The 26,481-nt window shown below is 56.2% G+C and carries 27 protein-coding genes; 26 read left to right on the top strand and 1 reads right to left on the bottom strand.

Translation table 11 applies throughout. The features are described from left to right. The first annotated feature begins 123 nt into the window (after positions 1-123). The 5 genes from RM6536_RS05905 to tuf all read left to right on the top strand — a co-directional run bounded on the left by RM6536_RS05905 (position 124) and on the right by tuf (position 7,187). Positions 124-2,160 (top strand): neutral/alkaline non-lysosomal ceramidase N-terminal domain-containing protein, encoded by a 2,037-nt coding sequence (locus RM6536_RS05905; RefSeq protein WP_060824421.1) that lies wholly within the window; start codon positions 124-126, stop codon positions 2,158-2,160. 604 nt (positions 2,161-2,764) lie between these two features. Beyond that, on the top strand, positions 2,765-3,139 hold the full coding sequence (rpsL, locus tag RM6536_RS05910; protein ID WP_005504939.1) for a 30S ribosomal protein S12: 375 nt from the start codon (positions 2,765-2,767) through the stop codon (positions 3,137-3,139). After that, entirely contained in the window at positions 3,139-3,609 is a 471-nt protein-coding gene (rpsG, locus tag RM6536_RS05915) for a 30S ribosomal protein S7 (protein ID WP_005504941.1), read from the top strand. The genes rpsL and rpsG overlap by 1 nt, the downstream gene beginning before the upstream one ends. A gap of 72 nt (positions 3,610-3,681) precedes the next feature. Then, positions 3,682-5,796, top strand: a complete 2,115-nt coding sequence (fusA, locus tag RM6536_RS05920) for an elongation factor G (RefSeq protein WP_060824422.1) — start codon at positions 3,682-3,684, stop codon at positions 5,794-5,796. A gap of 200 nt (positions 5,797-5,996) precedes the next feature. Continuing rightward, the gene (tuf, locus tag RM6536_RS05925; RefSeq protein ID WP_005508397.1) at positions 5,997-7,187 is read left to right on the top strand and encodes an elongation factor Tu; all 1,191 of its coding nucleotides are present in this window, start codon (positions 5,997-5,999) and stop codon (positions 7,185-7,187) included. A 533-nt stretch (positions 7,188-7,720) separates the two neighbouring features. On the opposite strand, the gene RM6536_RS05930 is transcribed toward tuf, so the two are convergent. Continuing rightward, positions 7,721-11,155, bottom strand: coding sequence for a hypothetical protein (locus RM6536_RS05930; protein WP_060824423.1), 3,435 nt, complete (start codon positions 11,153-11,155; stop codon positions 7,721-7,723). Between the two features lie 486 nt (positions 11,156-11,641). Here RM6536_RS05930 and rpsJ point away from each other — a divergent pair, with 486 nt between their 5' ends. From rpsJ to rpmD, 21 genes are all read left to right on the top strand, one after another. Then, the gene (gene rpsJ, locus RM6536_RS05935) at positions 11,642-11,950 is read left to right on the top strand and encodes a 30S ribosomal protein S10 (protein ID WP_004005287.1); all 309 of its coding nucleotides are present in this window, start codon (positions 11,642-11,644) and stop codon (positions 11,948-11,950) included. A gap of 13 nt (positions 11,951-11,963) precedes the next feature. Then, positions 11,964-12,620, top strand: a complete 657-nt coding sequence (rplC, locus tag RM6536_RS05940) for a 50S ribosomal protein L3 (RefSeq protein ID WP_005504955.1) — start codon at positions 11,964-11,966, stop codon at positions 12,618-12,620. A gap of 6 nt (positions 12,621-12,626) precedes the next feature. Then, a complete protein-coding gene (gene rplD / locus RM6536_RS05945) occupies positions 12,627-13,244 on the top strand; it encodes a 50S ribosomal protein L4 (RefSeq protein ID WP_005504957.1) in 618 nt (205 codons plus the stop codon). Next, positions 13,244-13,546: a 50S ribosomal protein L23 gene (rplW, locus tag RM6536_RS05950; protein ID WP_005504959.1), complete on the top strand. Its 303-nt coding sequence runs from the start codon at positions 13,244-13,246 to the stop codon at positions 13,544-13,546. Before rplD ends, rplW begins: the two co-directional genes overlap by 1 nt. A gap of 40 nt (positions 13,547-13,586) precedes the next feature. Next, entirely contained in the window at positions 13,587-14,423 is an 837-nt protein-coding gene (gene rplB, locus RM6536_RS05955) for a 50S ribosomal protein L2 (RefSeq protein WP_060824424.1), read from the top strand. A gap of 12 nt (positions 14,424-14,435) precedes the next feature. After that, on the top strand, positions 14,436-14,717 hold the full coding sequence (gene rpsS, locus RM6536_RS05960) for a 30S ribosomal protein S19 (RefSeq protein WP_004005282.1): 282 nt from the start codon (positions 14,436-14,438) through the stop codon (positions 14,715-14,717). 60 nt (positions 14,718-14,777) lie between these two features. Continuing rightward, positions 14,778-15,143, top strand: a complete 366-nt coding sequence (gene rplV / locus RM6536_RS05965; RefSeq protein ID WP_005504964.1) for a 50S ribosomal protein L22 — start codon at positions 14,778-14,780, stop codon at positions 15,141-15,143. Beyond that, positions 15,144-15,941 carry a 30S ribosomal protein S3 gene (gene rpsC / locus RM6536_RS05970; RefSeq protein ID WP_049331911.1) on the top strand — a complete coding sequence of 266 codons (798 nt, stop codon included), beginning with the start codon at positions 15,144-15,146 and terminating at the stop codon, positions 15,939-15,941. After that, positions 15,942-16,361, top strand: a complete 420-nt coding sequence (gene rplP, locus RM6536_RS05975; protein ID WP_005504968.1) for a 50S ribosomal protein L16 — start codon at positions 15,942-15,944, stop codon at positions 16,359-16,361. 5 nt (positions 16,362-16,366) lie between these two features. Continuing rightward, positions 16,367-16,606, top strand: a complete 240-nt coding sequence (gene rpmC, locus RM6536_RS05980) for a 50S ribosomal protein L29 (RefSeq protein ID WP_005504969.1) — start codon at positions 16,367-16,369, stop codon at positions 16,604-16,606. Beyond that, positions 16,603-16,875, top strand: coding sequence for a 30S ribosomal protein S17 (gene rpsQ / locus RM6536_RS05985; protein WP_060824425.1), 273 nt, complete (start codon positions 16,603-16,605; stop codon positions 16,873-16,875). Before rpmC ends, rpsQ begins: the two co-directional genes overlap by 4 nt. Positions 16,876-17,342: 467 nt before the next feature. Continuing rightward, positions 17,343-20,135 carry a YncE family protein gene (locus tag RM6536_RS05990; RefSeq protein WP_060824426.1) on the top strand — a complete coding sequence of 931 codons (2,793 nt, stop codon included), beginning with the start codon at positions 17,343-17,345 and terminating at the stop codon, positions 20,133-20,135. Between the two features lie 941 nt (positions 20,136-21,076). Next, positions 21,077-22,267: a YncE family protein gene (locus tag RM6536_RS05995; RefSeq protein ID WP_060824427.1), complete on the top strand. Its 1,191-nt coding sequence runs from the start codon at positions 21,077-21,079 to the stop codon at positions 22,265-22,267. Positions 22,268-22,928: 661 nt separating this feature from the next. Next, the gene (gene rplN / locus RM6536_RS06000; RefSeq protein ID WP_005504986.1) at positions 22,929-23,300 is read left to right on the top strand and encodes a 50S ribosomal protein L14; all 372 of its coding nucleotides are present in this window, start codon (positions 22,929-22,931) and stop codon (positions 23,298-23,300) included. Between the two features lie 3 nt (positions 23,301-23,303). Next, positions 23,304-23,639, top strand: a complete 336-nt coding sequence (rplX, locus tag RM6536_RS06005) for a 50S ribosomal protein L24 (RefSeq protein ID WP_060824428.1) — start codon at positions 23,304-23,306, stop codon at positions 23,637-23,639. Further along, complete coding sequence (gene rplE, locus RM6536_RS06010; RefSeq protein WP_005505001.1) at positions 23,639-24,199, top strand: 50S ribosomal protein L5; 561 nt, start codon at positions 23,639-23,641, stop codon at positions 24,197-24,199. Before rplX ends, rplE begins: the two co-directional genes overlap by 1 nt. Before the next feature lie 73 nt (positions 24,200-24,272). Continuing rightward, a complete protein-coding gene (rpsH, locus tag RM6536_RS06015; protein ID WP_049331925.1) occupies positions 24,273-24,671 on the top strand; it encodes a 30S ribosomal protein S8 in 399 nt (132 codons plus the stop codon). A 27-nt stretch (positions 24,672-24,698) separates the two neighbouring features. Then, positions 24,699-25,235, top strand: coding sequence for a 50S ribosomal protein L6 (gene rplF, locus RM6536_RS06020; RefSeq protein ID WP_005505004.1), 537 nt, complete (start codon positions 24,699-24,701; stop codon positions 25,233-25,235). 2 nt (positions 25,236-25,237) lie between these two features. Beyond that, positions 25,238-25,597: a 50S ribosomal protein L18 gene (rplR, locus tag RM6536_RS06025; RefSeq protein ID WP_005505006.1), complete on the top strand. Its 360-nt coding sequence runs from the start codon at positions 25,238-25,240 to the stop codon at positions 25,595-25,597. A 29-nt stretch (positions 25,598-25,626) separates the two neighbouring features. Further along, the gene (gene rpsE, locus RM6536_RS06030) at positions 25,627-26,271 is read left to right on the top strand and encodes a 30S ribosomal protein S5 (protein WP_171840195.1); all 645 of its coding nucleotides are present in this window, start codon (positions 25,627-25,629) and stop codon (positions 26,269-26,271) included. Positions 26,272-26,273: 2 nt separating this feature from the next. After that, positions 26,274-26,480, top strand: coding sequence for a 50S ribosomal protein L30 (gene rpmD, locus RM6536_RS06035; RefSeq protein ID WP_004005265.1), 207 nt, complete (start codon positions 26,274-26,276; stop codon positions 26,478-26,480). The last annotated feature ends 1 nt before the right edge of the window (position 26,481 follow it).

Genomic DNA, 26,481 nt, shown 5'->3' on the forward strand with positions numbered 1-26,481 from the left:
GGATCGGGGAGAAATATCTTCACCCTGCATACTTCCGGTATCACTCCGTGTCCCTCGTTCCAGCAGGTATTTGCGTCCTCGTCCGCAACGAAGGCCAAGAACTCTCTGTTTTCACGACTCGTCATGCCCAAGCGATCTCTGGCACGTGTGGGCGCCGCCTGCCTGATTGCCGCCTCCGCAATTTTGCCTTCCGGCCAGATGGCCGGGGCGGCCCCCGCGGCTCAAGCCTCCCAAGCCACGCCCTACCTCGTGGGTGCCGGCGCAGCCGATATTACCGGTGAACCTGGCGAGGTCGGTTTCATGGGCTACGGCGAGACTTCCCAGAAGGGTAGTGGCGTGCATACCCGTCAGTATGCTCGCGCCTTTATTGCTGTTGACCGTGCCAGCGGTCAGCGTAACCTCATCGTGGTGTTGGATGCTCTCACCGGCTGGCAGTCTCTCCGAGATGAGCTGGTCAAGCGTATCCGCGCCGAGTATGGATCTGAATACTCGGAATCGAACATCATGATTACCGCAACTCATACGCATGCCACCCCGGGCGGCATTACCCATCAGAGCCTGTACAACATCACGACCCTGGGATTCCACCAGGACACCTTTAATGCCCAGGTTGAGGGAACCATGAAGGCCGTGCGTCAGGCAACGAAGGATCTGGCCCCGGGCAACCTGACGGTCTCGACCTCTAAACTCACGGGCGTGGGTGTGAACCGTTCGCGCGAGGCTTATAACCGAGATTCGCAGGAGCTGCGTTCCAAGCTTCCGAACGGTACCGACCCGACTAACATGACCCTGCGTCTGGAGCGTAACGGTAAGACTCGCGCGGTGCTGAATTGGTACGCGTTGCACCCGACCTCTCTGACCTCGAAGAATACCCTGATTTCAAGCGATAACAAGGGCTACGCCGAGTATCTGCTGGAGAACCAGGATCACGGCATTGACCGTAATGTCCCGGGTAGCGGAGATGGTTTTGTGGCTGCTTTTGCCAATGCAAACACCGGTGACGTTTCTCCGAATACTTGGCTCAAGCCGGGTCAGGGGCCCACCAAGGATGACCATCAGAACCTGAAGATTCAGGGGCAGAAGCAGGCAGATGCCGTGCGCGCCCAGCTCAAGAGTGCAGGTAACCCGGTGGGCACCGGCCTGGATTCGCGAATCTCCTACTTCAACTTCTCAGGTATGAACGTTGACGCGAAGTACACCGGAACCGGCCGTAACGAACGCACCTGTCAGGGATTCTTGGGCACCGCTTTTGGTGCCGGCTCGACCGAAGATGGCGGTGGCGGCTGGGATGTGTATAAGGAAGGCTCCGGACGTCCCTCGATTTTGGGATTCCTTGCTTTTACTCCGAGCTCCGCTCAGATTAGCTGTCAGAAACCGAAGGGTATCCTCTTCTCTGCTAAAAATGGAACGATCATTCAGGAGAAGTTTCCCGTCCAGATTATGCGCTTTGGTGACTACTATCTGCTGGGTATGCCCGGTGAGTTCACCGGCGCGGTGGGCGTGCAGTATCGTCAGGACGCCGCTAAGCTCTTCGGCGTGCCCGAGTCGCATATTATTCTGCAGGGGTACACCAACGCCTATGACCACTACGTGACGACCCCCGAGGAATACGATTCGCAGCAGTACGAGGGCGGCGCAACCCTCTTTGGTCGTTATACCTCCAGCGCTTTCCGCCAGACGATTAACGAAGTGGGTACCTCCCTGAAGAACGGTACTTCTCTGAGTATCGGCGATCGTCCGCAGGATCGTCGACCGGTCTCCAGCGCTCAGGGCAAGGTCGTCTATGACAGCCCGATGTTTGGCACGCGATATGGGCAGGTCACTCAGCAGCCGCAGGACGCTATTGCCGGTCGGCAGGAGGTTTCCGTGCGCTTTGTCGGCGCTCACCCGAATAACAATATTCATCACGACGGTAGCTACTTCGTGATTGAGCGTCGAGAGGGTAATACGTGGAAGTACTACACGGGCGATAACAACCCGGATACTTTCTACGAGTGGAAGCGCATGGGTATTGCCGCCTCGCAGGTGACGGTTCGTTGGAAGGTTCCCTCGAATACTCCAAAGGGTCAGTACCGCATTCGTTATTTCGGCACCGCAAAGAAGATTACGGGTGCGAAGACCAACTTTGAAGGTCAGACTCGCCAGTTCCAGGTTGTCTAAATACTGACAGCAACGGGATTGGGCGACGCTTGCGCCTTTGCCGGTACATGAGAAGTCGCCAAGAACTCGGGTTCTTGGCGACTTTTCGTATATTCGTATAACGGGGTGTCGGGGTGATGCCGTGGGAGTCGACAAGGACAGAATTGCAAGCATGTAATTTAAGTGGTGCAAATCACCGGAAACTGCCTTCATATCTGCTTAAAAGTGGAAAATCCGTGCAGCCCCGCTAGATTAAGCCGAGTTTAACCTGTATAGTCTTATGCGAAGTACTTGAGCTCGGTGTACTGGATCCACCCTTGGTGGGTTCCCTCGGGACTTTCCGAGGATACGGGCAAACGAATCAATGGCAGTATGGATACCGTCCTTTGGCGTTGCTTTTTGCTGACGCCTAAATGCCATTTTTACGTGTGCCCAAAAACTTTTTCGTCTTCGGATGAAAAGGAGACAGAACTCGCCGAGAGTTGAGGAACCTATAGAAACCAACCGGAGTGCCCAGCGCACCCAAGCGTTTCTGATAACCGAGAGCACCCATCCACCGCGATGGGGGCCAGTAAGTTTATACGGGCTTCTCCAACGAGAAACCCGATCAAGCAACGGAGAAAACGTGCCTACTATTCAGCAGCTGGTCCGTAAGGGCCGGACTCCCAAGGTCGTTAAGACCAAGGCGCCCGCACTGAAGGGCAACCCCATGAAGCGTGGCGTGTGCACCCGTGTGTACACCACCACCCCGAAGAAGCCGAACTCGGCACTGCGTAAGGTCGCTCGTGTCAAGCTCAACGGCGGCGTCGAGGTTACCGCATACATCCCCGGTGAGGGCCACAACCTGCAGGAGCACTCGATTGTGCTCGTTCGCGGTGGTCGTGTGAAGGACCTCCCCGGTGTTCGCTACAAGATCGTTCGTGGCGCTCTGGATACCCAGGGTGTTAAGGGTCGCGGCCAGGCTCGCTCCCGCTACGGCGCTAAGAAGGAGAAGAAGTAATGCCTCGTAAGGGTCCCGCTCCCAAGCGTCCCCTCGTAAACGATCCTGTTTACGGTTCTGCGCTGGTCACCCAGCTGATCAACAAGGTTCTGCTGGACGGCAAGAAGTCCGTCGCAGAGCGCATCGTCTACGGTGCCCTCGAGGGCGTCGAGAAGAAGACCGGTTCTGACCCGGTCGCAACCCTGAAGAAGGCTATGGACAACATCAAGCCTTCTCTCGAGGTTCGCTCCCGCCGCGTTGGCGGTGCAACCTACCAGGTTCCGGTTGAGGTTCGCCCCGGCCGTTCCACCGCTCTGGCTCTTCGCTGGCTCGTTGGCTTCTCCAAGCAACGCCGCGAGAAGACCATGACTGAGCGTCTGATGAACGAGATCCTGGATGCATCCAATGGTCTCGGTGCCGCTGTGAAGCGTCGCGAGGACACTCACAAGATGGCCGAGTCCAACAAGGCCTTCGCACACTACCGCTGGTAATTCTCCGTTTAGAGCCTGCCGAGTCGATTCGAGTCGGCAGGCTTTCGGAGTATCTCATTTAGGGAGAATAACGTGGCACTTGACGTGTTCACCGACCTTAACAAGGTCCGCAACATCGGTATTATGGCGCACATCGACGCCGGTAAGACCACCACCACTGAGCGCATTCTGTTCTACACCGGTATTAACCACAAGATCGGTGAGACCCACGACGGCGCTTCCACCATGGACTGGATGGCTCAGGAGCAGGAACGAGGTATTACCATTACCTCCGCAGCAACCACCTGCTTCTGGAAGGACAACCAGATCAACATTATCGACACCCCCGGTCACGTCGACTTCACCGTTGAGGTTGAGCGCTCCCTGCGCGTCCTCGACGGCGCAGTTGCTGTGTTCGACGGCAAGGAAGGTGTTGAGCCCCAGTCTGAGACCGTTTGGCGCCAGGCTGACAAGTACGATGTCCCCCGTATCTGCTTCGTCAACAAGATGGACAAGATGGGTGCTGACTTCTACTTCACCGTTCAGACCATCATCGACCGCCTGGGTGCACGCCCGCTGGTTGTCCAGCTCCCCATCGGTGCTGAGAGCGACTTCATCGGTGTCGTTGACCTGCTCGAAATGAAGGCATACGTCTGGCCCGGCGACGCCAAGGGTGACGTGACCATGGGCGCTTCTTACGAGGTTCAGGACATTCCTGCTGACCTGGTTGAGAAGGCTGAGCAGTACCGCGCTGAGCTGGTTGAGGCTGTTGCTGAGGCTAGCGAAGAGCTCATGGAGAAGTACCTCGAAGAGGGCGAGCTGACCATCCCCGAGATTAAGGCTGGTATCCGTCAGCTGGTTATCGCCGGTGAGGCATTCCCCGTTCTCTGTGGTTCTGCATTCAAGAACCGCGGTGTTCAGCCCATGCTGGATGCTGTGATTGAGTACCTGCCCTCCCCGCTGGACGTTCCGGACGTTGTCGGCTCCAACCCCTCCGATGAGGAAGAGAAGCTGACCCGTAAGGCATCCGCAGACGAGCCCTTCGCAGCACTGGCGTTCAAGGTTGCAGCTCACCCGTTCTACGGTCAGCTGACCTACACCCGTGTGTACTCCGGTACCGCAGCTCAGGGCCAGCAGGTTCTGAACTCCACCAAGGGTAAGAAGGAGCGCATCGGTAAGCTCTTCCAGATGCACTCCAACAAGGAGAACCCTGTTGAGGAGATCACCGCAGGTCACATTTACGCTGCGATTGGTCTGAAGGACACCACCACTGGTGACACCCTGTGCGACCCCGCACACCCGATTGTTCTCGAGTCGATGACCTTCCCCGACCCCGTGATCTTCGTGGCTATTGAGCCCAAGACCAAGGGTGACCAGGAGAAGATGTCCACCGCTATCCAGAAGCTTTCCGCTGAGGACCCCACCTTCACCGTTTCGCTGAACGAAGAAACCGGTCAGACCGAAATTGGTGGTATGGGTGAGCTGCACCTGGACATCATCGTTGACCGTATGAAGCGTGAGTTCAAGGTTGAGGCTAACGTTGGTAAGCCTCAGGTTGCTTACCGCGAGACCATCAAGAAGGCAGTCGAGAAGGTCGACTACACCCACAAGAAGCAGACCGGTGGTTCCGGTCAGTTCGCAAAGGTGCAGGTCTCCTTCGAGCCCCTGCCCCTGGATGGCGAAGAGCTGTACATGTTCGAGGACAAGGTCACCGGTGGCCGCGTTCCTCGCGAGTACATCCCCTCGGTCGACGCTGGTATCCAGGACGCTATGAAGTTCGGTGTCCTCGCTGGCTACCCGATGGTGGGCGTGAAGGCAACCCTGATCGACGGTGCTTACCACGACGTCGACTCCTCCGAAATGGCGTTCAAGATCGCTGGTTCGATGGTCTTCAAGGAAGGCGCTAAGCGCGCTAACCCGGTCCTGCTCGAGCCGCTGATGGACGTTGAGGTTCGTACCCCCGAGGAGTACATGGGCGACGTTATCGGCGACCTGAACTCCCGCCGTGGCCAGGTTCGTTCCATGGAGGACGCATCCGGCGTTAAGATCATCAAGGCTATTGTGCCCCTGACCGAAATGTTCGGTTACATTGGCGACCTGCGTGGCAAGACCCAGGGTCGTGCAGTGTTCTCGATGGCATTCGACAGCTACGGCGAGGTTCCCAAGAACGTCGCTGACGAGATCATCCAGAAGAGCCGCGGCGAGTAATTTCCGCGTCTCACCCGTGGGCCACGGGTCAAAAACCTGTGGCCCACGCTAAAATTTTCAATTAAATCCATTATTGAGAGCATGAACAGTTTCATCTCTGCGGCGTAATCCGCTATTGTAGACGCTAGACCGTTTTATAACGGGATGCGCCGGAGCGAAGATCCGCGTGCATGTTTTCAATCGTTCTAGGAGGAACACTCTTGGCTAAGGCTAAGTTCGAGCGCTCCAAGCCTCACGTTAACGTCGGTACCATTGGTCACGTTGACCACGGTAAGACCACCCTGACCGCAGCAATCTCCAAGGTTCTGGCTGACAAGTACCCGGACCTGAACGAGAAGCGCGACTTCGGTATGATCGACTCCGCTCCCGAGGAGCGCCAGCGCGGTATTACCATTAACATTGCTCACATCGAGTACCAGACCGAGAAGCGCCACTACGCACACGTTGACGCTCCCGGCCACGCTGACTACGTCAAGAACATGATTACCGGTGCGGCTCAGATGGACGGCGCAATCCTCGTGGTTGCTGCTACCGACGGCCCCATGGCACAGACCCGCGAGCACGTTCTGCTCGCTCGCCAGGTTGGCGTCCCCACCCTGCTGGTTGCACTGAACAAGGCAGACATGGTTGACGACGAAGAGCTCCTCGACCTCGTCGAGATGGAGGTCCGTGACCTCCTCTCCTCGCAGGAGTTCGACGGCGACAACGCTCCCGTTGTTCGCGTTTCCGCACTGAAGGCTCTCGAAGGCGACCCCGAGTGGGTTGCTAAGGTCGAGGAGCTCATGGACGCAGTCGACACCTACATTCCGGACCCCGTGCGTGAGAAGGACAAGCCCTTCCTCATGCCCATCGAGGACGTCTTCACCATTACCGGTCGTGGCACCGTTGTTACCGGTCGTGCAGAGCGCGGTACCCTGAAGATCAACTCCGAGGTCGAGATTGTCGGTATCCGCCCGATCCAGAAGACCACCGTTACCGGTATCGAGATGTTCCACAAGCAGCTCGACGAAGCATGGGCAGGCGAGAACTGTGGTCTGCTGCTGCGTGGTCTGAAGCGTGACGATGTTGAGCGTGGTCAGGTTGTCGTGGAGCCGGGCTCCATCACCCCCCACACCGAGTTCGAGGCAAACGTCTACATCCTCTCCAAGGATGAGGGTGGCCGTCACAACCCCTTCTACTCCAACTACCGTCCTCAGTTCTACTTCCGTACCACTGACGTGACCGGCGTTATCACCCTCCCCGAGGGCACCGAGATGGTTATGCCCGGTGACAACACCGAGATGACCGTTACCCTGATCCAGCCCATCGCAATGGAAGAGGGCCTCGGCTTCGCTATCCGTGAGGGTGGCCGCACCGTTGGTTCGGGTCGTGTTACCAAGATCATCAAGTAATTGCCGTAAACTTACGACAATTCGCTAAAGGTCTGCCGGAGGGGAAACCCTCCACCAGGTAGCGATACTCAAGGACCCCCGCATCTGCGGGGGTCCTTTTGTTATGCCCTTTGCGGGTTGCTGAAGGCTCCAAAGAAGCAAGTGCTTACTTCCCACTAGAGACCTCGTAAAACACGTTCTGAGCTTCTGCATGATAGAAACCCACGCAAAAGATAGGGGGAATACCGGACCTGCATCGGTGAGGACCCCTACCGTGGCAGCAGTATCGCACGCCTGTGTCTCAGATCTGTAGCAGGGCACAGGGTAGCGTGCATACTGTTATGGCTTGCCTTTCTTGGACGCCCGCACATTTTCAAGGAGCTGGCAAGAGGACGCGAAAAAGACACTGCGGATGCGGATAGGATTTGCGGCCAAAGAAAAACGGTTCCCAGCCCGAAGGCTGGGAACCGCAAATCGAATGACTGCCCCTCGGAAGGGACATAGGTAATCCTACTACAGAATGCTGTAGGAACAGAACCTATACCTGCAGCAGGCTAGATATTTTTTCCGTCACTAGGCTGGTAGCCCTGCGGAGCAACCTGGTGCTGCTGTACCTGAGCGTTAGCCGCCTGGTTCTGAGGGTAGGTACCTTCAGCCTGGGGCTCCTGGGGGTAGCCAACAACCTGAGCGGGATCCTGCTGGGGTGCGGGGGCGACAGCATCCTGCTTGTTCTGTCGTACCAGCAGGCGCCAGATAACGCCGGCAATGAGCAGAATAGAGATGATCAGCAGGGTCAGGGGGTTCAGACCGTTGAGCAAAATCGCTAGGTCGAGGGTGACCAGGGCGGTTGCAATATAGGTCCAGACTCGGTCGAGTAGCAGAGCGCTCAGAAGAGTCAGAGCGATGCCGAGGACCAGCACCACGATATCCGGGCCGTCAGCGGGAACTGCCCATGTTACCAGGGTGAGGAATACCTGCAGACCCAATGCCCAGTACAGAGGAGAATCCGATACCTGTTCATCTACAGGCCTCTTCGCGATGAAGTTCTTGAGGACCTTGGCTGCTACAACCGCAAGCAGGATCAGGAGAGCAACCTCAAGAATGACGCTCAAGGGGTTGGACTTCGAGTAATCAATGACCAGACGGGCGATGAAGAGGCTGAATGCCGTGGTACAAACGGTCGGCAGGTTCTTCGCCTTGGTGACAGACACGAAGGACAGAGCGCCCAGACCCCAGAGAAGTGCGTTGAGTTCTACCTGCTTAGGTTCAAAAACAAACCCAACGAGAGTGTAGAATCCCAGCACCGCCAGAGCGGGAATCATCAGCAGCGTATTGACCGGAGCGTAGATGGCTTGGGTCAGGGGACGGCGAGACCTGAAACGCGCGTAGGGGGCACCCAACGGGCCGTGCATCGGCAGTTCAACCATCGTATTACCGACCGGGACAGCAATGCGCGGACGAACATTTGCGTTCACGCCGAAGATCTCAATCGGGAGCGTAACCTTCAGAACGAACAGGATGATAACTGCGAGCAGGGCATAATAGCCCAGCAGAGTCATCTCAATCGTGCTTTCCCTCGTGTTGAAGAGATTCCATAGAGAACCAAGGCAGAAAGTCGTGATGCTGATGGAGGCACCAATCTGCATGCGGGGGATCCTGAAGATAAGGGCAAGTACCCATACCGCGATGAAGATAATCGGAGCTGCTACCGCGAACAGAAGATTATCAAAGTCGCCAATGAAACGGCCTGCGCTCAGGATAGATCCAAGAGTGAAGAAAATCGCCGCTGCATATGCCTCGTAGCTTCGCTTGGAGTACGCGTAGAGTAGAAGGCTGCACAGTGCCTGAACCGCCAGCAGGGCAAGTACGAGGAAGTCCACGAGCGATTCCTTCATATTGCCGCTGATAGCGAGCAGAATGACAGACCAGCAGATGGGGAAACGCGCAACGGTGAGTAGCTCCGAACGAATCGAAGAGCCAGCCGGCATAAAGAAACCAAGCGCACCGTATACAACGGTCAGGAGTGCAGGCAGTGCTACAGCAATGTACTCCTTCTGCAAGTCATACAGCAGGTAGTGTCGCGAGCCAATCGTCGCGATGACCAAGGTCATGTAGAACGCGATACGGATGAAAGAGACAAGCGTGGAGCGGAAGGACCCAACACTCGAAAGCCTCAATACGCGAGCCAGAATAAGAGCGCTCAAGACACTCAAGAAGAGGACGGCACCCGAGAAGAGGGGGAAACCGACCCAGAACCGACCATGTGCTCCGCCATCAACATGATTAGACACGTACCCAACGAAGAGCGCAAAAACGCCCAAGAAGAGGTAAACCGACATTTCTACAAGACGGTAGCTGGGATCCTGAGCCGCAACGCCCTGAGAGAGGACAAAAGTCAGCAGTGCAATAGCGGCGCAGACCAGTGCAAACATCAAAAGCGACTCAGAAGTCTGCATCTCGGGAATGAGAGCAAGGAAGAGCTGAATCATACCAATGGCATAACCGATGTTGCTCAGTACTGCTCCAGCGGTACGTGCCTCGGGGGCCTTAGCACTGACCAGATAGATGACTACTGCCGCGGCAAAGAACAGATAGAACGTGCCCTGATTACTGGGGGAGGCGTACATACCAATAATAGGAATGAGCGCTACAAAGCTCATCAGCAGCAGAGGCTGAATTGCCTTGCGGTACAGCAAGAAACTCATAATGCAGAGGACACCAATAACCCAGGGGGCGGGGAAGATACCTTGATTGCCTTCTGCATAAGGAAGGAAAGCGCTCCAGCGAGTTGCGTACACAGGGCTATCGGCAACGTGAGCAGTGTAGAAGGCATCCATGAGAGCAAAGAAGGAGAAGAATACGCCGACGCATGCGTCAATGGCAGGCAACCACTCCACCTTGCGAGCGGGATGGTGAGGAGCTTCCTTTGCCCAGGGGATAGACGGTGAGCTCTGTACCTGCTCGTGCTGTTCATTGGAAGCAGGAGCAGAACCAGTAATGGTCTTCTGCAGACGAGGAATAAATACGTACGCAGAAATCAGGTTTACAACCAGAACAGAGACAAAGAAAATACTGGGGAACCACGGGCTGTGATCCGAGTCCATGATGAAGGAGAGAATAGACGCAATCGGGTAGATGCGTGCCTGGGCGTAGTAATCCGCCGTGCCATTCAGCCAGGTGAACAGAATGGCGTGCACGGACATAACTGCAAAAGCAATACCCGCGTCCGTGTAGCTCAGATCGTTGGTGAAGAAGAAAATAGCGATGGCAGTGGCCGGCACAAAAATGCGGGAAGAATCAACAAGACCTTCGCGGATACCCCTCGGGGCAGCGTTCGGGGCAAAATGCAGAATCAAACCCAGAACCGTAGCAACTGCAGTCAGCGAGACAAAATACCAGACGAAAGGTAGAGCCGCCACCTTCGTAGCTGCCAACGAGTCCGAAACAATGAACGAAATCAGCAGATACGCCATCACACGGTTACGCATGAGGGCGCAGGCACCAACAATGGCGGCAGTGCCAATCAGAGAAGTGAGGAGCCAGATGTAGCGTCCTTCAGTCCAAATCTTGAGGACATAGATAGCAACGCCGGTCAGAGGAATAAACGCAAGACCCGTTGCTGCAAAAGAGTAGGAGGCAATACGCAGGCGCTCTACGAAACGGTAGGTGAGCAGACCGGCTCCGTAGAAGACAATTGCTCCAAGCGCCATTGCGAGTACACGGAAGATAGCCGTTTCATCCTGAGAAGAAGTTACCGAGGTGACAAAAAGGCCCGCAGCACCAATGAGCAGGAGCGAACCAATGTACAGAACAATATTGAGGAAGATATCCTCATTGACTCGGCGTCGCTGCGCAGGAGGCTGAGGATACGAGCCCGACAGGGACGGGGGAACGTACAGACCGAGACCTTGCGGCTGGACATGCTGAGGGCTCTGAGATGAAGAGTGAGAGCTAGAGGATGCCTGATGAGGTTGTGTCGGCTGAGACATGGTTTCTCCTTAGGCTGTAGTGATACTTCTACGATACGAGAATCTTTAGACCTAAAAGCATTATTAAGAGCAATAAAGCGCATGGAACTTACTGAAAGTAGATTGAAAGCTCCCTGAGAGTTACATCGCGGGAGTACCCTCAGGTTGACAGAGATAGTTAAGTGTTCTTAAGCACTTAACTCGTGTTTGTATTGCGTAAGCGCTCTATCTCTGAGAGAATTGACGACGTTGTCAAAGCGTCTACCTGCACTAAAGGTAGGCCCACGTATGACCCGGTCCGAAGGATGACGGGACGAGTATGTCTAGAAAATAGGCGACACGCCCGAGTTCGGGGGTCGGTACTCAGGCGGGGTGAGGAACCCGGCAAAGCCGGATTCAGTCCGTTCTGAGTGGCGCACGTGATGAATATATCGCGTTCCTTAAGCGCTATAACAAAGGGGCAAAAGCTCCGATACAGGGAATACATCAAGAAAGAGAGTCCGACAGATGGCGGGACAGAAAATCCGCATCCGTCTGAAGTCCTATGACCACGAGGTCATCGATTCTTCGGCACGGAAAATCGTCGAAACGGTAAAGGGCGCAGGCGCAACTGTAGTTGGCCCCGTGCCGCTGCCGACCGAGAAGAACGTTTACTGTGTTATTCGTTCTCCCCACAAGTACAAGGACAGCCGCGAGCACTTCGAGATGCGTACGCACAAGCGTCTGATCGACGTTGTTGATCCGACCCCCAAGGCTGTTGATGCCCTCATGCGTCTCGACCTGCCGGCAGACGTAAACATCGAGATCAAGCTGTAGAGGATCGCATCTAATGACTAATAAATTCGAGCGCCAGGTGAAGGGCCTGCTGGGCACCAAGCTCGGCATGACCCAGGTCTGGGACGAGGACGGCAAGTTCGTGCCCGTCACCGTCGTCAAGGCTGATTCTAACGTTGTTACCCAGATCCGTAACCAGGAAACTGACGGCTACGAAGCTGTTCAGATCGGTTTCGGTGCAATCGACTCTCGCAAGGTTACCAAGCCCCTGGCTGGTCACTTCGAGAAGGCCGGTGTTACCCCCCGTCGCCACATCGTCGAGCTGCGTACCGCAGATGCTTCTGAGTATTCCCTCGGTCAGGAACTGACCGTTGAGCTCTTCGAAGCAGGCCAGAAGGTCGACGTCGTTGGTAAGACCAAGGGTAAGGGCTTCGCAGGTGTTATGAAGCGTCACGGCTTCAAGGGTGTTGGCGCGTCTCACGGTCAGCACAAGAACCACCGTAAGCCCGGTTCCATCGGTGGCGCATCCTACCCCGCACGCGTGTTCAAGGGTATGCGCATGGCTGGCCGTATGGGCGCAGCACGTCACACTACCTTGAACCTGACTATCCAGGGTGTGGACGCAGAGAACAATGTCCTGCTGATCAAGGGCGCAATCCCCGGTCCCAAGGGCGGCGTTGTTCTGGTTCGTACCGCTGTGAAGGGAGCCTAATACATCATGGCTGTTAAGACCCTTAAGGTAGACCTGCCCGCAGAGATTTTCGACGCGCAGGCATCCGTGCCCCTGCTGCACCAGGTTGTCGTTGCACAGCTCGCTGCTGCACGCCAGGGCACCCACAAGACCAAGAACCGCGGCGAGGTTTCCGGTGCAGGCCGTAAGCCCTTCAAGCAGAAGGGTACCGGTAACGCACGTCAGGGCTCCATCCGTGCACCGCACATGACCGGCGGTGGCGTTGTTCACGGTCCGACCCCGCGTAACTACGCACAGCGCACCCCCAAGAAGATGATCGCCGCTGCACTGCGCGGTGCTCTCTCCGACCGCGCTCGTCACGACCGCGTCCACGTTGTCGAGAACTTCATCTCCGGTGAAACCCCCTCGACCAAGGCTGCAAAGGCTGCATTCGCAGCTATCACCGAGCGCAAGAACATCCTTCTTGTGATTGCTCGTGCAGAGGACGTTGTGGCTCTGTCCGCACGTAACCTGGAGAACGTCCACGTTCTGTACGCAGATCAGCTCAACACCTACGATGTGCTGGTTTCTGACGACGTGGTCTTCACCAAGGCAGCATTCGACGCATTCGTTGCTGCAGCTCAGAAGAAGGAGGGCGCTAAGTAATGAGCGTTTCCACCAAGTCTGTATACGACGTGATCATTGCTCCCGTCGTTTCCGAGAAGAGCTACGGTCAGCTCGACGAAGGTAAGTACACCTTCGAGGTCGCAACCGATTCCAACAAGCTGGAAATCAAGCAGGCCATCGAGAAGATCTTTGACGTCAAGGTTGCTTCCGTCAACACCATCAACCGTCAGGGCAAGCGCAAGCGCACCCGTTTCGGTTGGGGCGCTCGCAAGAACACCAAGCGTGCGATTGTGACCCTCAAGGAAGGCACCATCGACATCTTCGGCGGTCCGCAGGCATAAGCCCCGCGGAGACCACTTTAACGAAGGAAGAAATATCTAAATGGGTATTCGTAAGTACAAGCCGACGACCCCGGGTCGCCGCGGTTCGAGCGTTGCTGATTTCTCCGAGATCACCCGCTCCACCCCGGAAAAGTCCCTGCTTCGTCCGCTTCACAAGACCGGCGGCCGTAACAACACCGGCCGCATCACCACCCGTCACAAGGGTGGCGGCCACAAGCGCCAGTACCGTCTGATCGACTTCCGTCGTCACGACAAGGACGGCGTTAACGCACGCGTTGCACACATCGAGTACGATCCCAACCGTACCGCTCGCATCGCGCTGTTGCACTACGTCGATGGTTCCAAGCGCTACATCATCGCTCCGAACAAGCTCGCTCAGGGCGACATCGTCGAGTCCGGCCCCGCAGCTGACATCAAGCCCGGTAACAACCTGCCCCTGCGCAACATCCCCGTTGGTACCGTGATTCACTGTGTCGAGCTCCGCCCCGGTGGCGGCGCAAAGCTGGCTCGTTCCGCAGGTGCTTCTGTACAGCTGGTTGCTAAGGAAGGCAAGTACGGTCAGCTCCGTCTGCCCTCCGGCGAAATCCGCAACGTGGATGTTCGCTGCCGCGCAACCGTTGGTGAAGTTGGCAACGCTGAGCAGTCCAACATCAACTGGGGTAAGGCAGGCCGTAACCGCTGGAAGGGCATCCGCCCGACCGTCCGTGGTGTGGTCATGAACCCGGTTGACCACCCGCACGGTGGTGGTGAAGGTAAGACCTCCGGTGGTCGTCACCCGGTTAACCCCAACGGTAAGCCCGAGGGTCGTACCCGCCGTCCCAACAAGGAAAGCGACAAGCTCATCGTTCGTCGCCGTCGTACTGGCAAGAAGCGCTAAGGAGCCTGAAACATGCCTCGTAGTTTGAAGAAGGGCCCTTTCGTTGATCAGCACCTCTACCTGAAGGTTGCAGCTCAGAACGAGAAGGGCACCAAGAACGTAATCAAGACTTGGTCGCGTCGCTCGATGATTATCCCCGACATGCTCGGTCACACCATCGCAGTGTACGACGGTCGCAAGCACGTGCCGGTGTTCATCACCGAGTCGATGGTTGGTCACAAGCTCGGTGAGTTTGCTCCGACCCGCACTTTCCGCAGCCACGTGAAGGACGACCGTAAGGGCAAGCGTCGCTAATCGGTTCACACCGATAAGCTAACGTTTCCCTTTCGGCAATAGACGAAAGAGAGATAGGCAATGGAAGCCAAGGCATCAGCGCGTTTCGTTCGCGTTACGCCTATGAAGGCCCGCCGTGTCGTCAACCTGATCCGTGGTAAGCAGGCGGAAGAGGCTCTGGCGATTCTGAAGTTCGCCCCCCAGGCAGCTTCGGAACCGGTATACAAGATCGTTGCTTCGGCAGTAGCTAACGCTCGTCAGAAGGCAACCCAGCAGGGTCTGCCCTTCCGCGAGGAAGAGCTGTTCATCAGCGAAGCATTCGTGAACGAGGGCCCGACCATGAAGCGCATTCAGCCCCGCGCTCAGGGTCGCGCATACCGAATCAACAAGCGCACCAGCCACATCACCGTGGTAGTTGCTACCCCGGAGAAGGAGGAGGACCGCTAAATGGGTCAGAAAATTCACCCGAACGGTTTCCGACTGGGCATCACCACTGACCACGTCTCCAAGTGGTTCGCTGATTCCAACAAGCCCGGCGAGCGTTACGCTGACTTCGTCCGCGAGGACGTAAAGATCCGCGAGCTGCTGGCAAAGAACCTGGATCGCGCAGGCGTTGCAAAGGTCGAGATCGAGCGTACCCGTGACCGCGTGCGTGTGGACATCCACACCGCTCGTCCCGGTATCGTGATTGGCCGCCGTGGCGCAGAAGCAGACCGCATCCGCGGCGAGCTCGAGAAGCTCACCGGCAAGCAGATTCAGCTGAACATCCTCGAGGTTGCTAACCCCGACCTCTCCGCTCAGCTGGTTGCACAGAGCATCGCAGAGCAGCTCGCATCGCGTGTTGCATTCCGCCGTGCAATGAAGAAGGCAATCCAGTCCGCACAGCGTGCAGGCGCAAAGGGTATCCGTATCCAGTGCTCCGGCCGTCTGGGTGGCGCTGAAATGTCCCGTTCCGAGTTCTACCGCGAAGGTCGTGTGCCCCTGCACACCCTGCGTGCGAACATCGACTACGGCTTCTTCGAGGCTAAGACCACCTTCGGTCGCATCGGCGTGAAGGTCTGGATCTACAAGGGCGACCTGACCGACAAGGAGCTGGCAGCTCAGCAGGCAGCAAACAACCGCCGTGGCAACCGCCGCGATGGTGACCGCCGCCGCCAGGGCAACCGTGGTCCTCGTCGCGAGCGCCGCAACGAGAACGCTTCGGCAAAGGTCGAGGCCAAGACTGCAGAGAACGGTGAGGCATAAATGCTTATTCCCCGTCGAGTAAAGTACCGCAAGCAGCACCACCCCAAGCGTAGTGGTCTCGCAAAGGGCGGCACCGAGGTTAGCTTCGGTGAGTGGGGCATTCAGGCCCTGTCGCCCGCATACGTGACCAACCGCCAGATTGAGGCTGCACGTATCGCAATGACCCGTCACATCAAGCGTGGCGGTAAGGTCTGGATCAACATTTATCCCGACCGTCCGCTGACCAAGAAGCCTGCTGAAACCCGTATGGGTTCCGGTAAGGGTTCGCCCGAGTGGTGGGTCGCAAATGTCAAGCCGGGTCGAGTCATGTTTGAACTCTCCGGTGTGTCCGAAGAAGTGGCTCGCGAGGCAATGCGCCTGGCAATCCACAAGCTCCCGATGAAGGCACGTGTTGTGCGTCGCCGCGAAGGTGGTGAATAAGCGAGATGGCAGTAGGATCCAAGGACCTGAGCATCGATAAGCTCGCAGAGCTCTCCAACGAAGAGCTGGCTGCAAAGCTGAGCGAAGCGAAGAAGGAACTCTTCAACATCCGCTTCCAGGAAGTCACCGGTCAGGCTAACGCAGGTCGTCGCCGCACTATCAAGCGCGACATCGCACGTATCTACACCGTGCTGCGTGAGCGCGAGCTCGGTATTCGTCCCGCAACTGAAGGTGAGTCCAAGTGAGTGAAGTAAAGAACGAAGAGCGCGGCTACCGCAAGACCCGCCGCGGCTACGTTGTCTCCGACAAGATGGACAAGACCGTTGTCGTCGAGGTCGAGGACCACGTTAAGCACGCACTGTACGGCAAGGTCGTTCGCCGTAGCTCCAAGATCAAGGCACACGACGAGCAGAACACTGCTGGTATTGGTGACCTCGTTCTGATTGCAGAGACCCGTCCGCTGTCCGCTTCCAAGCGTTGGCGTATCGTGGAGATCCTCGAGAAAGCTAAGTAAGCCCTCTAAGGACTCTCTGCTAGAGCAGTAAAAGAACCCCTCTCCTACTTCGGTAGGAGAGGGGTTCTTTGCGTTTAACCTCCGTCAGAACCCGGGCGGGTGCCCTAGGATATGGGGTTATAACAGGCGCTATGACAATATCTGTCATAAATGTCTTGATATGTCATACGGGAAAGCAATATTTTTCTCTCGATTCGCTGGCATAGCCCATGAGCAGATACTGCTAGGGAAGAAAGCGCATGTGGAGACGGAATTCTAGCGAAAAAATAAAAACTAATACGTGAGTAAGGTGCCTAGAAACTATGACTTTCGATGAACAGCACTTGAAAATAACCTGATAAGGCACTTATTATCAACTTTATAGTTGCTTAGCGTAACCTTGCCTAATAATTGGTGGGGTGGCTCTGCACCTTCCGGAGGTTGCACGACCTTTGGAGAAGTACCACTACACATCATCGAGGATCAGCATGACTTCTTCACCCAAGCCCTCACGTAAGCTGCTCGCCATTGCTGGCGCACTTTCCGTTATTGCAGGCTCTTTTGCTACCGTTCCCGCTACCTTTGCGGCAAACGTCTCCGCATCTGTTCCCGGTGGGAACTCGCAGAACTCTACTGAGGAATGCCGCCACATCGCAGTAAGCGCTACCCAGTACCAGGGTCTGCCCGGCCAGTACCAGCTGGCATACTCGGCAGCAACCTCCTCCCTCTACACTTCCTTCTCCTCCGGACGCCCGCCGATTCTGACCGGTGGCGTTGGCGCCTGGAACGTTGCATCCACCCCGAGCCTTGCCACTGTCTACCAGTTCCCGACCACGGACTTTATTGGACGTGGTGCTACTGCACCGAGCGGTAAGCAGATTGAATCTCCCTACGGTATTGCCTACGACGAAGCAACCGGATACGTATGGGTGACCCAGACCCGCGTCAACAAGGTATCCGTCATCGATCCCGCGACCAACAAGATTGTTTGGAGCAGCGCAGAAGGTGACGTCAACCACCCGCGTGAGGTACGCATCGACCCCTCTAGCGGTAAGATCTTTGTCTCTGGCTCCGGTGGCATTAGCGTCTTCGACACTACCCTGCGCGCACTGGTCAAGAAGATTGAATTCACCGACGCCAAGGGCGAATCTGACATCGCAATGAACATGCACGTAGACTCCGCTGATGGCAAGCTCTACGTGCCCTCCCTGAGCGCCGGCACCCTGAAGGTGATCAACACCAAGAGCTACGAGGTCGAGAAGACCATTCAGCTGCACAAGGAAAACGCTGAAGCTGCTCTGAACCCCTCAGACGTCACTATTGACAAGTCCCTGAAGGAAATCTACGTCAGCTCCCAGGGTGACCGTAAGGGCGCTAACTCCGGTATCACCGTCTACGACCTGGAAACCGGCGCCTACAAGAAGACCATTCCTTTCGGCACCCAGGCCCTCGCCCTCGCCTCCGACGAAGCCCGTGACCTGCTGTACGTGACCGATTACGGCACCGGTAACGTCGGTGTTGTTGATGCACGAACCGGCACCGTTGTTTCTCAGGTGTCTACCGGCGCAACTAGCGGCGCAAATGATGTTCTGGTCACTGCAGACGGTAGCGCATACGCTGTAGCACGCAGCATCGAAGGCGCTTCCGCTATTGAAACTGACTACACCATCGATAAGACCACCGGCGAATACCGCACCTCTAGCACCGAGCCCAAGGGTAAGGACAACGCAGATTCCCCGATCGTTCCCGGCGTCATGGTGAAGATTAACACCACCGTTGAAACCACCGCAAAGCCTGCCGCACAGACTTCTTCTGAAGAACTGGTGAAGACCTACGCCGACGGCGCTAAGCTGTACGCTACGAAGGACTGGACCACCGGCGAAACCCTGAAGCTGCGTGGTGAAGGCTTTAAGACTCAGGACGGTTCAAAGGGTTCCGTACTCGCCGTCAAGCTGAACAAGGGCCGCATCTCCGCGAAGGAAGAGCCGAAGTTCAACGGCGCTGATGGCAACAGCGCAGGCGTCTGGGCTTACATCCAGGCAGATGAGAAGGGTAACTTCACCGCTGAGCTGCCGTACCCGACCACTGAGAACTCCAACCTGAAGGAAAACCTGAAGAGCGGCGATAAGGTATCGGTCTTCCTGCTCTCCGGCTCCATGGTTGAAGGCGATACCGCACGTGGCGGTGAAGCACTCTCCGCAACTGTTGCAGAGAAGAAGGCAGAGACCGCTGAGACCTGCGCACCGGCAGAAACTACCCAGGTTGCTGCTACTCCTTCTGGCGTGACTACCACTTACCCCGCCGGTACTAAGCTGAGCCTGCCTGATAGCAACGAGCCCACCCCGGCTCCGAGTGAGTCTGCTAAGCCTGAGCCGACTACTCCGGCACCGAGTGAGTCTGCTAAGCCCGAGCCGACTACTCCGGCACCGAGCGAGTCTGCTAAGCCCGAGCCGACTACTCCGGCTCCGAGCGAGTCCGCTAAGCCCGAACCCAGCACCCCTGCACCCTCCGAAAGTGCAGAGTCCAATGAAGTTGTACACGAGTACAAGGACGGCGCTAAGGTTTACTTCCCCAAGACCTGGGACGGCCAGAAGCTGACCTTCCGTGGTGAAGGCTTCAAGACTCGGGATGGCAAGGGCTCCATTATCGCCGTCAAGCTGAACAAGGGCGCTATTTCTGCGAAGGAAGAGCCTAAGCTCGAAGGCGTTGAAGGCAATAGTGCAGGCGTCTGGGCTTACATCAAGGCGGACGAAAACGGTAACTTCACTGCAACTATCGACCGCCCCACCGTGGCAAACTCTAACCTGACTGAAGAACTGAAGACCGGCGATAGCGTTGCTATCTACCTGCTCTCCGGTTCTCTGGCAGAGAACGATAATGTACGTGGTGGTGTGGCTGCAGAATACACCTTCAGCATCGAGAACCAGGCACCTGCGCCGAAGGTCTCAGAACCGAAGGCATCCGAGTCGGCTAACGCACCTGTAACTAACCCCTCTGCACCTGCAGATTCCAAGGAACAGGCAAAGGACCAGCCTGCTAAGGATCAGTCCAAGGCTCCCGTGGATTCTCTGAAGTCCGAGACCCAGAAGAAGGACAGCACCGCCCCGAAGACCTCCGGCTCTTCGTCGCAGAATGTCACCTCTTCCAGCAACGGCTCCACCTCTTCGAAGTCTTCACTGGCTAACACCGGTGCTTCGGGCGTCGTAGTTGCAGCCGGAATTGGTGTCCTTGCCCTGGTCGTTGGTGCAACTGTGCTGGTAGCACGTCGCCGCAAGGCATAGTCCGTACCCCACGGCAGCCTACATTACTACTGCTCGGTAGTAGCGAAAGAGGTTGAGCGGGATCTGCTAGATAATCAAGAACCCGATTGACTCTCTGAAACTGCCGATACACGCTGAAAGGGGCGGTACTCATCAAAGCGATGGGTGCCGCCCCTTTCAGTTTGTCCATACGCCTGTTATTTAGGCGGAACCTAGACTAGGGTCAGAGGTAGTAGGGGGGAAGGGAGAAAAGGAGAGAGACGCTCCCTCTGTACTCGCCCGCCCATATTTGACGAGTTATCAGCTCCCAAAGAATGAAATGTAGGGTTCTAGAGCCTCAGATACAAAGAAAACCCGCACCGAAGTGCGGGTTTAGCGGTCAAAGCGAGGTTCGGTCCCTAGACAAACGGATTAGCGAGGAAAAAGGGACCCAAGAAATCTGTCCGATAGGGACCGAACCTCTTATTTGACGCATGCGTCTCTTCTATTATGGTACATCTCGCTGATTTTCGCACCTTGAAGCGCGTTTTTTACTAAAAAACTTGATTTTTGAAAAAGCGACCCTTAGTTTCTAAATTTTTAAGCAGATTTTTTCAGAATACTGCTTTAATAGGGGGTCAGAGGTGACGAAATATTACGGAATTCATGGCTCTAGACACCTCAGGGTAAGCTTATAAATTCTCTAAGCTGTCAACATCTCTAGTTTGATGTCTATTGTGGTTATTATATGTAGAATGCAAAGCCTTCCTTGAGTAAATCCACCCTGCTCAGAGCCTGGGGGAGAGCAATATGTACTGCTGATAGAGGGTGTCTTAATCATGAGCCATGTAGTGCGTGGCCTGCGCTAGAAAAGCCTCAAAATGGAGGGTAAAGCGTAAAATATACAGCAGAAAGCTCCGGAGGCTAAGCTCGCAAAATATGAGACGAGCTAGCCTCCAAACTACATAACTCTGGAGATACCTATGCTTCCCTCGGCTGCTGGAGAAGAACAGAAGAATACGCTGGATACCAAGCGTTTTTCCGTAGATCGTTCTGCGGGACTCGCCGGTCAATATCAGGTGGCATACAACCCTGAAGAGAACGTTCTTTTTGTGAGCGGAAGCTTCAACCATACAAAGACCCACGGCACTCTCTGCGCCACAATTGCTCGTATCAACGCAGATACCCTGCAAATTGAGAAGACGGCTGTTCTGCCTGCTATCCCGGAAAATAAACCCGAGCTAGAAAACCTCTTCCAGATTCAAGCTGCCTATGGTCTAGCTGTAGACAATCAGCGAGGGCTTCTTTGGACCGGAGGAACCCGTACAAACTCGGTAACTGCATACTCCCAAAAAGACCTATCGCTCGTATGGGATTCTCTCACTCTAGGGGTGGAGATGCTGACGCCGCGTGAGCTATACGTTGCACCCAACGGTGCCGTACTCGTTACCGGAATGGGGGGTTACCAGGTAATCTCTGCATCCACCGCGGAGAGGGAACGCACGGTTAGTCCCCTTCAAGGGGAAGGCCCCGCCATGCTGCTAGGACCCGTAGCGGATGAAGCTCGTAGCCGTCTGTACATCCCGAATATTTTGCGAGATGAAATCTGGGTTGTGGATATGAATACCTGGGGTCTCGTGCACAGACTGCCCGTAACTGGTGGGGAAGACGCCAATACTCCAGTTGGCGTTCACGGCGTAGAGATTGATTCGACCCGTGGTGAACTTTATGTCTCTGCACAAGGACGCGAGGGTAAAAATGGTGGTCTATACGTTCTGAGTTTTGAGGGCGAGCACCTCGCTTATCTTCCCTTCGGTAAAATGCCCACCGATATCTTGCTCGATGCAGAACGTCATCTGCTGTACGTCGCTGATTTTGGAGGTAAGGGAGAGTCTGCAGTTGCCGGTGGTGGAACCATTACCGTCATTGACACGCTCAATCGAACCATCATCGAGACCTTGCAGGTAGCCCCGACCCGTATTAATCACCAGGTCCTGCTGGGAGACGGGAGCGTCATTGCTATCGACAAGGCGGGTGACTACCCCGCAGCTGAGGTACCCTACGTGTTGGATGCGCGCTCTGGCGAATACTACGAGGCAGCGGAAGAAAACCGGCCGGGAGAAGATCCTCGTCCTATCGTTCGTGACGGTATCGCGAAAGTATATCTGTCCTAGCTGCTGAGTGAAGAGCAGCTGATATATCAACGTAGCGCGTGCTGTGCTTTTGTGCTGTGTGTACGCTCTCGGGGTGGGGAGTAGGGGCGGGGTGGTCTCTTGCTCATCCCGCGGCAAGTCTGTCGTAGAGGGACATTAAAGCGTAGTAAAATATAAATATCTATCATCCTTGTTTGACACATTGTTTGATAGATTTCTCGAGGCCCCTTCAGTTTCTTATGCGTCAGGAACTACACGAAGGGGCCTCCTGCTTTAAGTGTCAAATAAGGGACCTTCTCAATCGATGGTGATGTGGGATATGAGGTTTTTACTCTCTAAACCCGACTCTTCCCCAGAGATAGGGTAGGGGAGACTGAAATCATAGTCGGCAAACTCTTGCGCTACATACCTGCTTCCTGTACAGTGTTAAGACTGTGTGGCTGTATCCAAATAGCCGCACAACCACGGGCTTCTCGTGCCAGTGCATAATGCCGCTACTTACGGGTGGGATACGCCCGCTTCACGCGGGTCCAAATGCTTCTGGCATGGGTTTGCCCCAGGCGTTTCCGCTAACCCCTTCCGCAGAGATGGGGCCCGGGGCGTCAACCAATCCCGTAAAAATGTTCCGCAAGGCTGGCTCGCGCCTAAAGCGAGTCGGAACCGGCGAGACGACAGGAGAAATATGATTCAGCAGGAGTCGCGACTGAAGGTCGCCGACAACACTGGTGCGAAGGAAATCCTGACCATCCGTGTTCTCGGTGGTTCCTCGCGTCGCTACGCAGGCATTGGCGACATCATTGTCGCAACCGTCAAGGATGCAATCCCCGGCGGTACCGTAAAGAAGGGTGACGTTGTCAAGGCAGTCGTCGTCCGCACCAAGAAGGAAACCCGTCGTCCCGACGGCTCCTACATCAAGTTCGACGAGAACTCCGCAGTGATCCTGAAGAACACTGATGGTGATCCCCGTGGTACCCGTATCTTCGGCCCCGTGGGTCGTGAGCTTCGCGACAAGAAGTTCATGAAGATCGTTTCGCTGGCTCCGGAGGTGCTCTAATTCATGGCTAAGATCAAGTCCGGCGACCTGGTTCAGGTTATTTCCGGTGCAGATAAGGGCAAGCAGGGCAAGGTTCTGAAGGTTCTCCCCAAGGAAAACCGCGTGATTGTTGAGGGCATCAAGGTCGTCACCAAGCACACCAAGGCTAACCCCCTGACCGGCGCAGCAGGCGGCATTCAGAAGGTTGAGGCACCGATCCACGTTTCTAACGTTGCGATTGTTGACCCCGAGACCAAGAAGCCGACCCGTGTTGGTTTCCGCCTCGAGACTGTAGAGCGTGACGGCAAGGAGCGCACCGTTCGCGTGCGCGTTGCTAAGCGTTCGGGTAAGGACATCTAATGACCGAAACCAAGATCACCCCCCGCTTCAAGACCAAGTACGCTGAGGTCGTCGTTCCCGCTCTGCAGGAAGAGTTCAAGTACGAGAACGTCATGCAGACCCCGAAGATCGTTAAGGTCGTCGTAAACATGGGTGTTGGCGAGGCAGCTCGCGACGCAAAGCTCATGGACGGCGCAATCCGCGATCTCACCGCAATCACCGGTCAGAAGCCGATTGTTACCCGCGCTAAGAAGTCCATCGCACAGTTCAAGCTGCGCGAAGGTATGCCCATCGGTGCACACGTCACCCTGCGTGGCGACCGCATGTGGGAATTCCTGGACCGCCTCGTCACCCTGGCACTGCCCCGAATCCGCGACTTCCGCGGCCTCTCGGACCGCCAGTTCGACGGTAACGGTAACTACACCTTCGGTCTGACCGAGCAGTCCATGTTCCACGAAATCGATCAGGACTCGATCGACCGCGTGCGTGGTATGGACATCACCGTGGTGACCTCCGCGAAGACCGACGAAGAAGGCCGTGCAATCCTGAAGGCACTGGGCTTCCCGTTCAAGACCAACTAACGACTACGTTGTAGGTCCAGACCCCGTTACCGCGGGGTAGGGAAACCACAACGAGGAAGGGCTAAAGCCCACAATGACTATGACTGATCCGGTCGCAGATATGCTGACCCGTTTGCGTAACGCAAACTCCGCATACCACGACACCGTATCCATGCCCTACTCCAAGCTGAAGTCTCGCATTGCAGAGATCCTGAAGGCTGAGGGCTACATCGCCGACGTGAAGGTTGAGGATGCAAAGGTCGGCAAGACCCTGACCCTCGTCCTCAAGTACGGTCCGTCCCGCGAGCGTTCCATCGCTGGCGTGCGTCGTATTTCCAAGCCGGGCCTGCGTACCTACGCAAAGTCCACCAACCTGCCCCAGGTTCTGGGTGGCCTCGGCATCGCAATCCTGTCCACCTCTTCGGGTCTGCTCACTGACAAGCAGGCTGCGAAGAAGGGCGTGGGCGGCGAAGTCATCGCTTACATCTGGTAGTCGGTTAGAAGAGAAAGGAAGAGAATAATGTCACGTATTGGACGTCTCCCCATCTCGGTTCCCGCCGGCGTTGAGGTTAAGGTCGATGGCAACCTGGTCACCGTTAAGGGCCCGAAGGGCGAGCTCTCCCACAAGGTAGCTTCCCCCATCACCGTGGCTCTGAACGAAAACGAGATCGTTGTATCTCGTCCGAACGACGAGCGCCTGTCTCGCTCACTGCACGGTCTGACTCGTACCCTGATTCAGAACCTGATTATCGGCGTTACCTCCGGCTACGAGAAGAAGCTGGAAATCGTTGGTACCGGTTACCGTGTGACCCCGAAGGGTAACGACCTGGAGTTCGCTCTGGGCTACTCCCACCCGATCAACATCACCGCTCCCGAGGGTATTACCTTCGCAGTGGAGGGTGCTAACAAGCTGACCGTGTCGGGCATCGACAAGCAGCTCGTTGGTCAGGTTGCAGCAAACATTCGTGGTCTGCGTAAGCCCGATCCCTACAAGGGTAAGGGTGTTCGCTACGCAGGTGAGCACATCCGCCGCAAGGTCGGAAAGGCTGGTAAGTAAACATGGCTATCAAGTCGAAGGCAGCGCAGCGTGCACGTCGTCACGCTCGCATCCGCAAGTACGTTTCGGGTACCGCTGCGCGTCCGCGCCTGTGCGTCACCCGTTCGACCCGTCACATGTTCGTTCAGGTTATCGACGATGTCAAGGGCGTAACCCTGGCATCCGCTTCCACCATGGAAGCAGAGCTGCGTGCAGCTGACCTGGACAAGACCGCTAAGGCAAAGCGCGTTGGTGAGCTCGTTGCAGAGCGCGCCAAGGCAGCTGGTGTTGAGGCAGTCGTGTTCGACCGCGGTGGTAACAAGTACCACGGCCGTGTTGCAGCCGTTGCTGACGGTGCACGCGAGGGAGGTCTTGCACTCTAATGAGCGAGCAGAACGTAAAGGAAACTCAGGTGAGCGAAGCAGTAGTAGCTGAAACCGCTGAGACCTCCAACCAGCGCGAGGAGCGCCGCAACAACCGCGGCGAGCGTCGTGGCCGTGGTGAGCGCCGTAACAACCGCGCTCGCGAGGAGGAGAAGGACAAGTACATCGAGCGCGTTGTGACCATCAACCGCGTTTCCAAGGTCGTCAAGGGTGGTCGTCGCTTCAGCTTCACCGCACTGGTCGTCGTTGGTGACGGTAACGGCCTGGTCGGCGTTGGCTACGGTAAGGCTAAGGAAGTTCCCGCAGCAATCTCCAAGGGTGTCGAGGAAGCAAAGAAGAACTTCTTCCGCGTTCCCCGCATCGAAGGCCGCACCATCCCGCACCGTGTGCAGGGTGAAGCAGCTGCAGGCGTTGTGATGCTCCGTCCGGCAACCGCTGGTACCGGTGTTATCGCAGGTGGCCCCGTGCGTGCAGTACTCGAGTGCGCAGGCATTCACGATGTGCTGTCCAAGTCGCTCGGTTCCTCGAACCAGATCAACATCGTTCACGCAACTGTTGCAGCACTCAAGGAGCTTGAGGAGCCCCTGGCAGTGGCAGCCCGCCGTGGCCTGCCCACCGATGAGGTTATCCCCAGCTACCTGCGCAACACCAAGTCTGAAAAGGCAGGTGCGTAGTAATGGCCAAGCGTATTCAGCCCAGCGACGCAAAGCTGGAAATCACCCAGGTCAAGTCCTATGTTGGTCAGAAGCAGAACATGCGCGACACCCTGCGTTCCCTGGGCCTCAAGCGCCCCGGCAACAAGGTAGTCCGCACTGCTGACCCCGTCACCGTTGGCATGGTTAACACCGTTGCTCACCTGGTGAAGGTTGAGGAGGTCAAGTAAA

Origin of the sequence: Rothia mucilaginosa, from assembly GCF_001548235.1 — a bacterium.
In the GTDB taxonomy this organism is placed as follows: domain Bacteria; phylum Actinomycetota; class Actinomycetes; order Actinomycetales; family Micrococcaceae; genus Rothia; species Rothia mucilaginosa_B.

Coding starts and splice junctions, on each gene's coding strand:
- RM6536_RS05930 (WP_060824423.1), bottom strand. CDS start 11,155: ATGTCTCAGCCGACACAACCTCATCAGGCATCCTCTAGCTCTCACTCT.
- rplP (WP_005504968.1), top strand. CDS start 15,942: ATGCTTATTCCCCGTCGAGTAAAGTACCGCAAGCAGCACCACCCCAAG.
- rplN (WP_005504986.1), top strand. CDS start 22,929: ATGATTCAGCAGGAGTCGCGACTGAAGGTCGCCGACAACACTGGTGCG.
- rplD (WP_005504957.1), top strand. CDS start 12,627: ATGGCTGTTAAGACCCTTAAGGTAGACCTGCCCGCAGAGATTTTCGAC.
- rplF (WP_005505004.1), top strand. CDS start 24,699: ATGTCACGTATTGGACGTCTCCCCATCTCGGTTCCCGCCGGCGTTGAG.
- rplX (WP_060824428.1), top strand. CDS start 23,304: ATGGCTAAGATCAAGTCCGGCGACCTGGTTCAGGTTATTTCCGGTGCA.
- rpsG (WP_005504941.1), top strand. CDS start 3,139: ATGCCTCGTAAGGGTCCCGCTCCCAAGCGTCCCCTCGTAAACGATCCT.
- rplR (WP_005505006.1), top strand. CDS start 25,238: ATGGCTATCAAGTCGAAGGCAGCGCAGCGTGCACGTCGTCACGCTCGC.
- rpsS (WP_004005282.1), top strand. CDS start 14,436: ATGCCTCGTAGTTTGAAGAAGGGCCCTTTCGTTGATCAGCACCTCTAC.
- rpsC (WP_049331911.1), top strand. CDS start 15,144: ATGGGTCAGAAAATTCACCCGAACGGTTTCCGACTGGGCATCACCACT.
- rplV (WP_005504964.1), top strand. CDS start 14,778: ATGGAAGCCAAGGCATCAGCGCGTTTCGTTCGCGTTACGCCTATGAAG.
- rplC (WP_005504955.1), top strand. CDS start 11,964: ATGACTAATAAATTCGAGCGCCAGGTGAAGGGCCTGCTGGGCACCAAG.
- rpsH (WP_049331925.1), top strand. CDS start 24,273: ATGACTATGACTGATCCGGTCGCAGATATGCTGACCCGTTTGCGTAAC.
- rplB (WP_060824424.1), top strand. CDS start 13,587: ATGGGTATTCGTAAGTACAAGCCGACGACCCCGGGTCGCCGCGGTTCG.
- RM6536_RS05905 (WP_060824421.1), top strand. CDS start 124: ATGCCCAAGCGATCTCTGGCACGTGTGGGCGCCGCCTGCCTGATTGCC.
- rpmC (WP_005504969.1), top strand. CDS start 16,367: ATGGCAGTAGGATCCAAGGACCTGAGCATCGATAAGCTCGCAGAGCTC.
- rpmD (WP_004005265.1), top strand. CDS start 26,274: ATGGCCAAGCGTATTCAGCCCAGCGACGCAAAGCTGGAAATCACCCAG.
- RM6536_RS05995 (WP_060824427.1), top strand. CDS start 21,077: ATGCTTCCCTCGGCTGCTGGAGAAGAACAGAAGAATACGCTGGATACC.
- rplW (WP_005504959.1), top strand. CDS start 13,244: ATGAGCGTTTCCACCAAGTCTGTATACGACGTGATCATTGCTCCCGTC.
- rplE (WP_005505001.1), top strand. CDS start 23,639: ATGACCGAAACCAAGATCACCCCCCGCTTCAAGACCAAGTACGCTGAG.
- rpsJ (WP_004005287.1), top strand. CDS start 11,642: ATGGCGGGACAGAAAATCCGCATCCGTCTGAAGTCCTATGACCACGAG.
- RM6536_RS05990 (WP_060824426.1), top strand. CDS start 17,343: ATGACTTCTTCACCCAAGCCCTCACGTAAGCTGCTCGCCATTGCTGGC.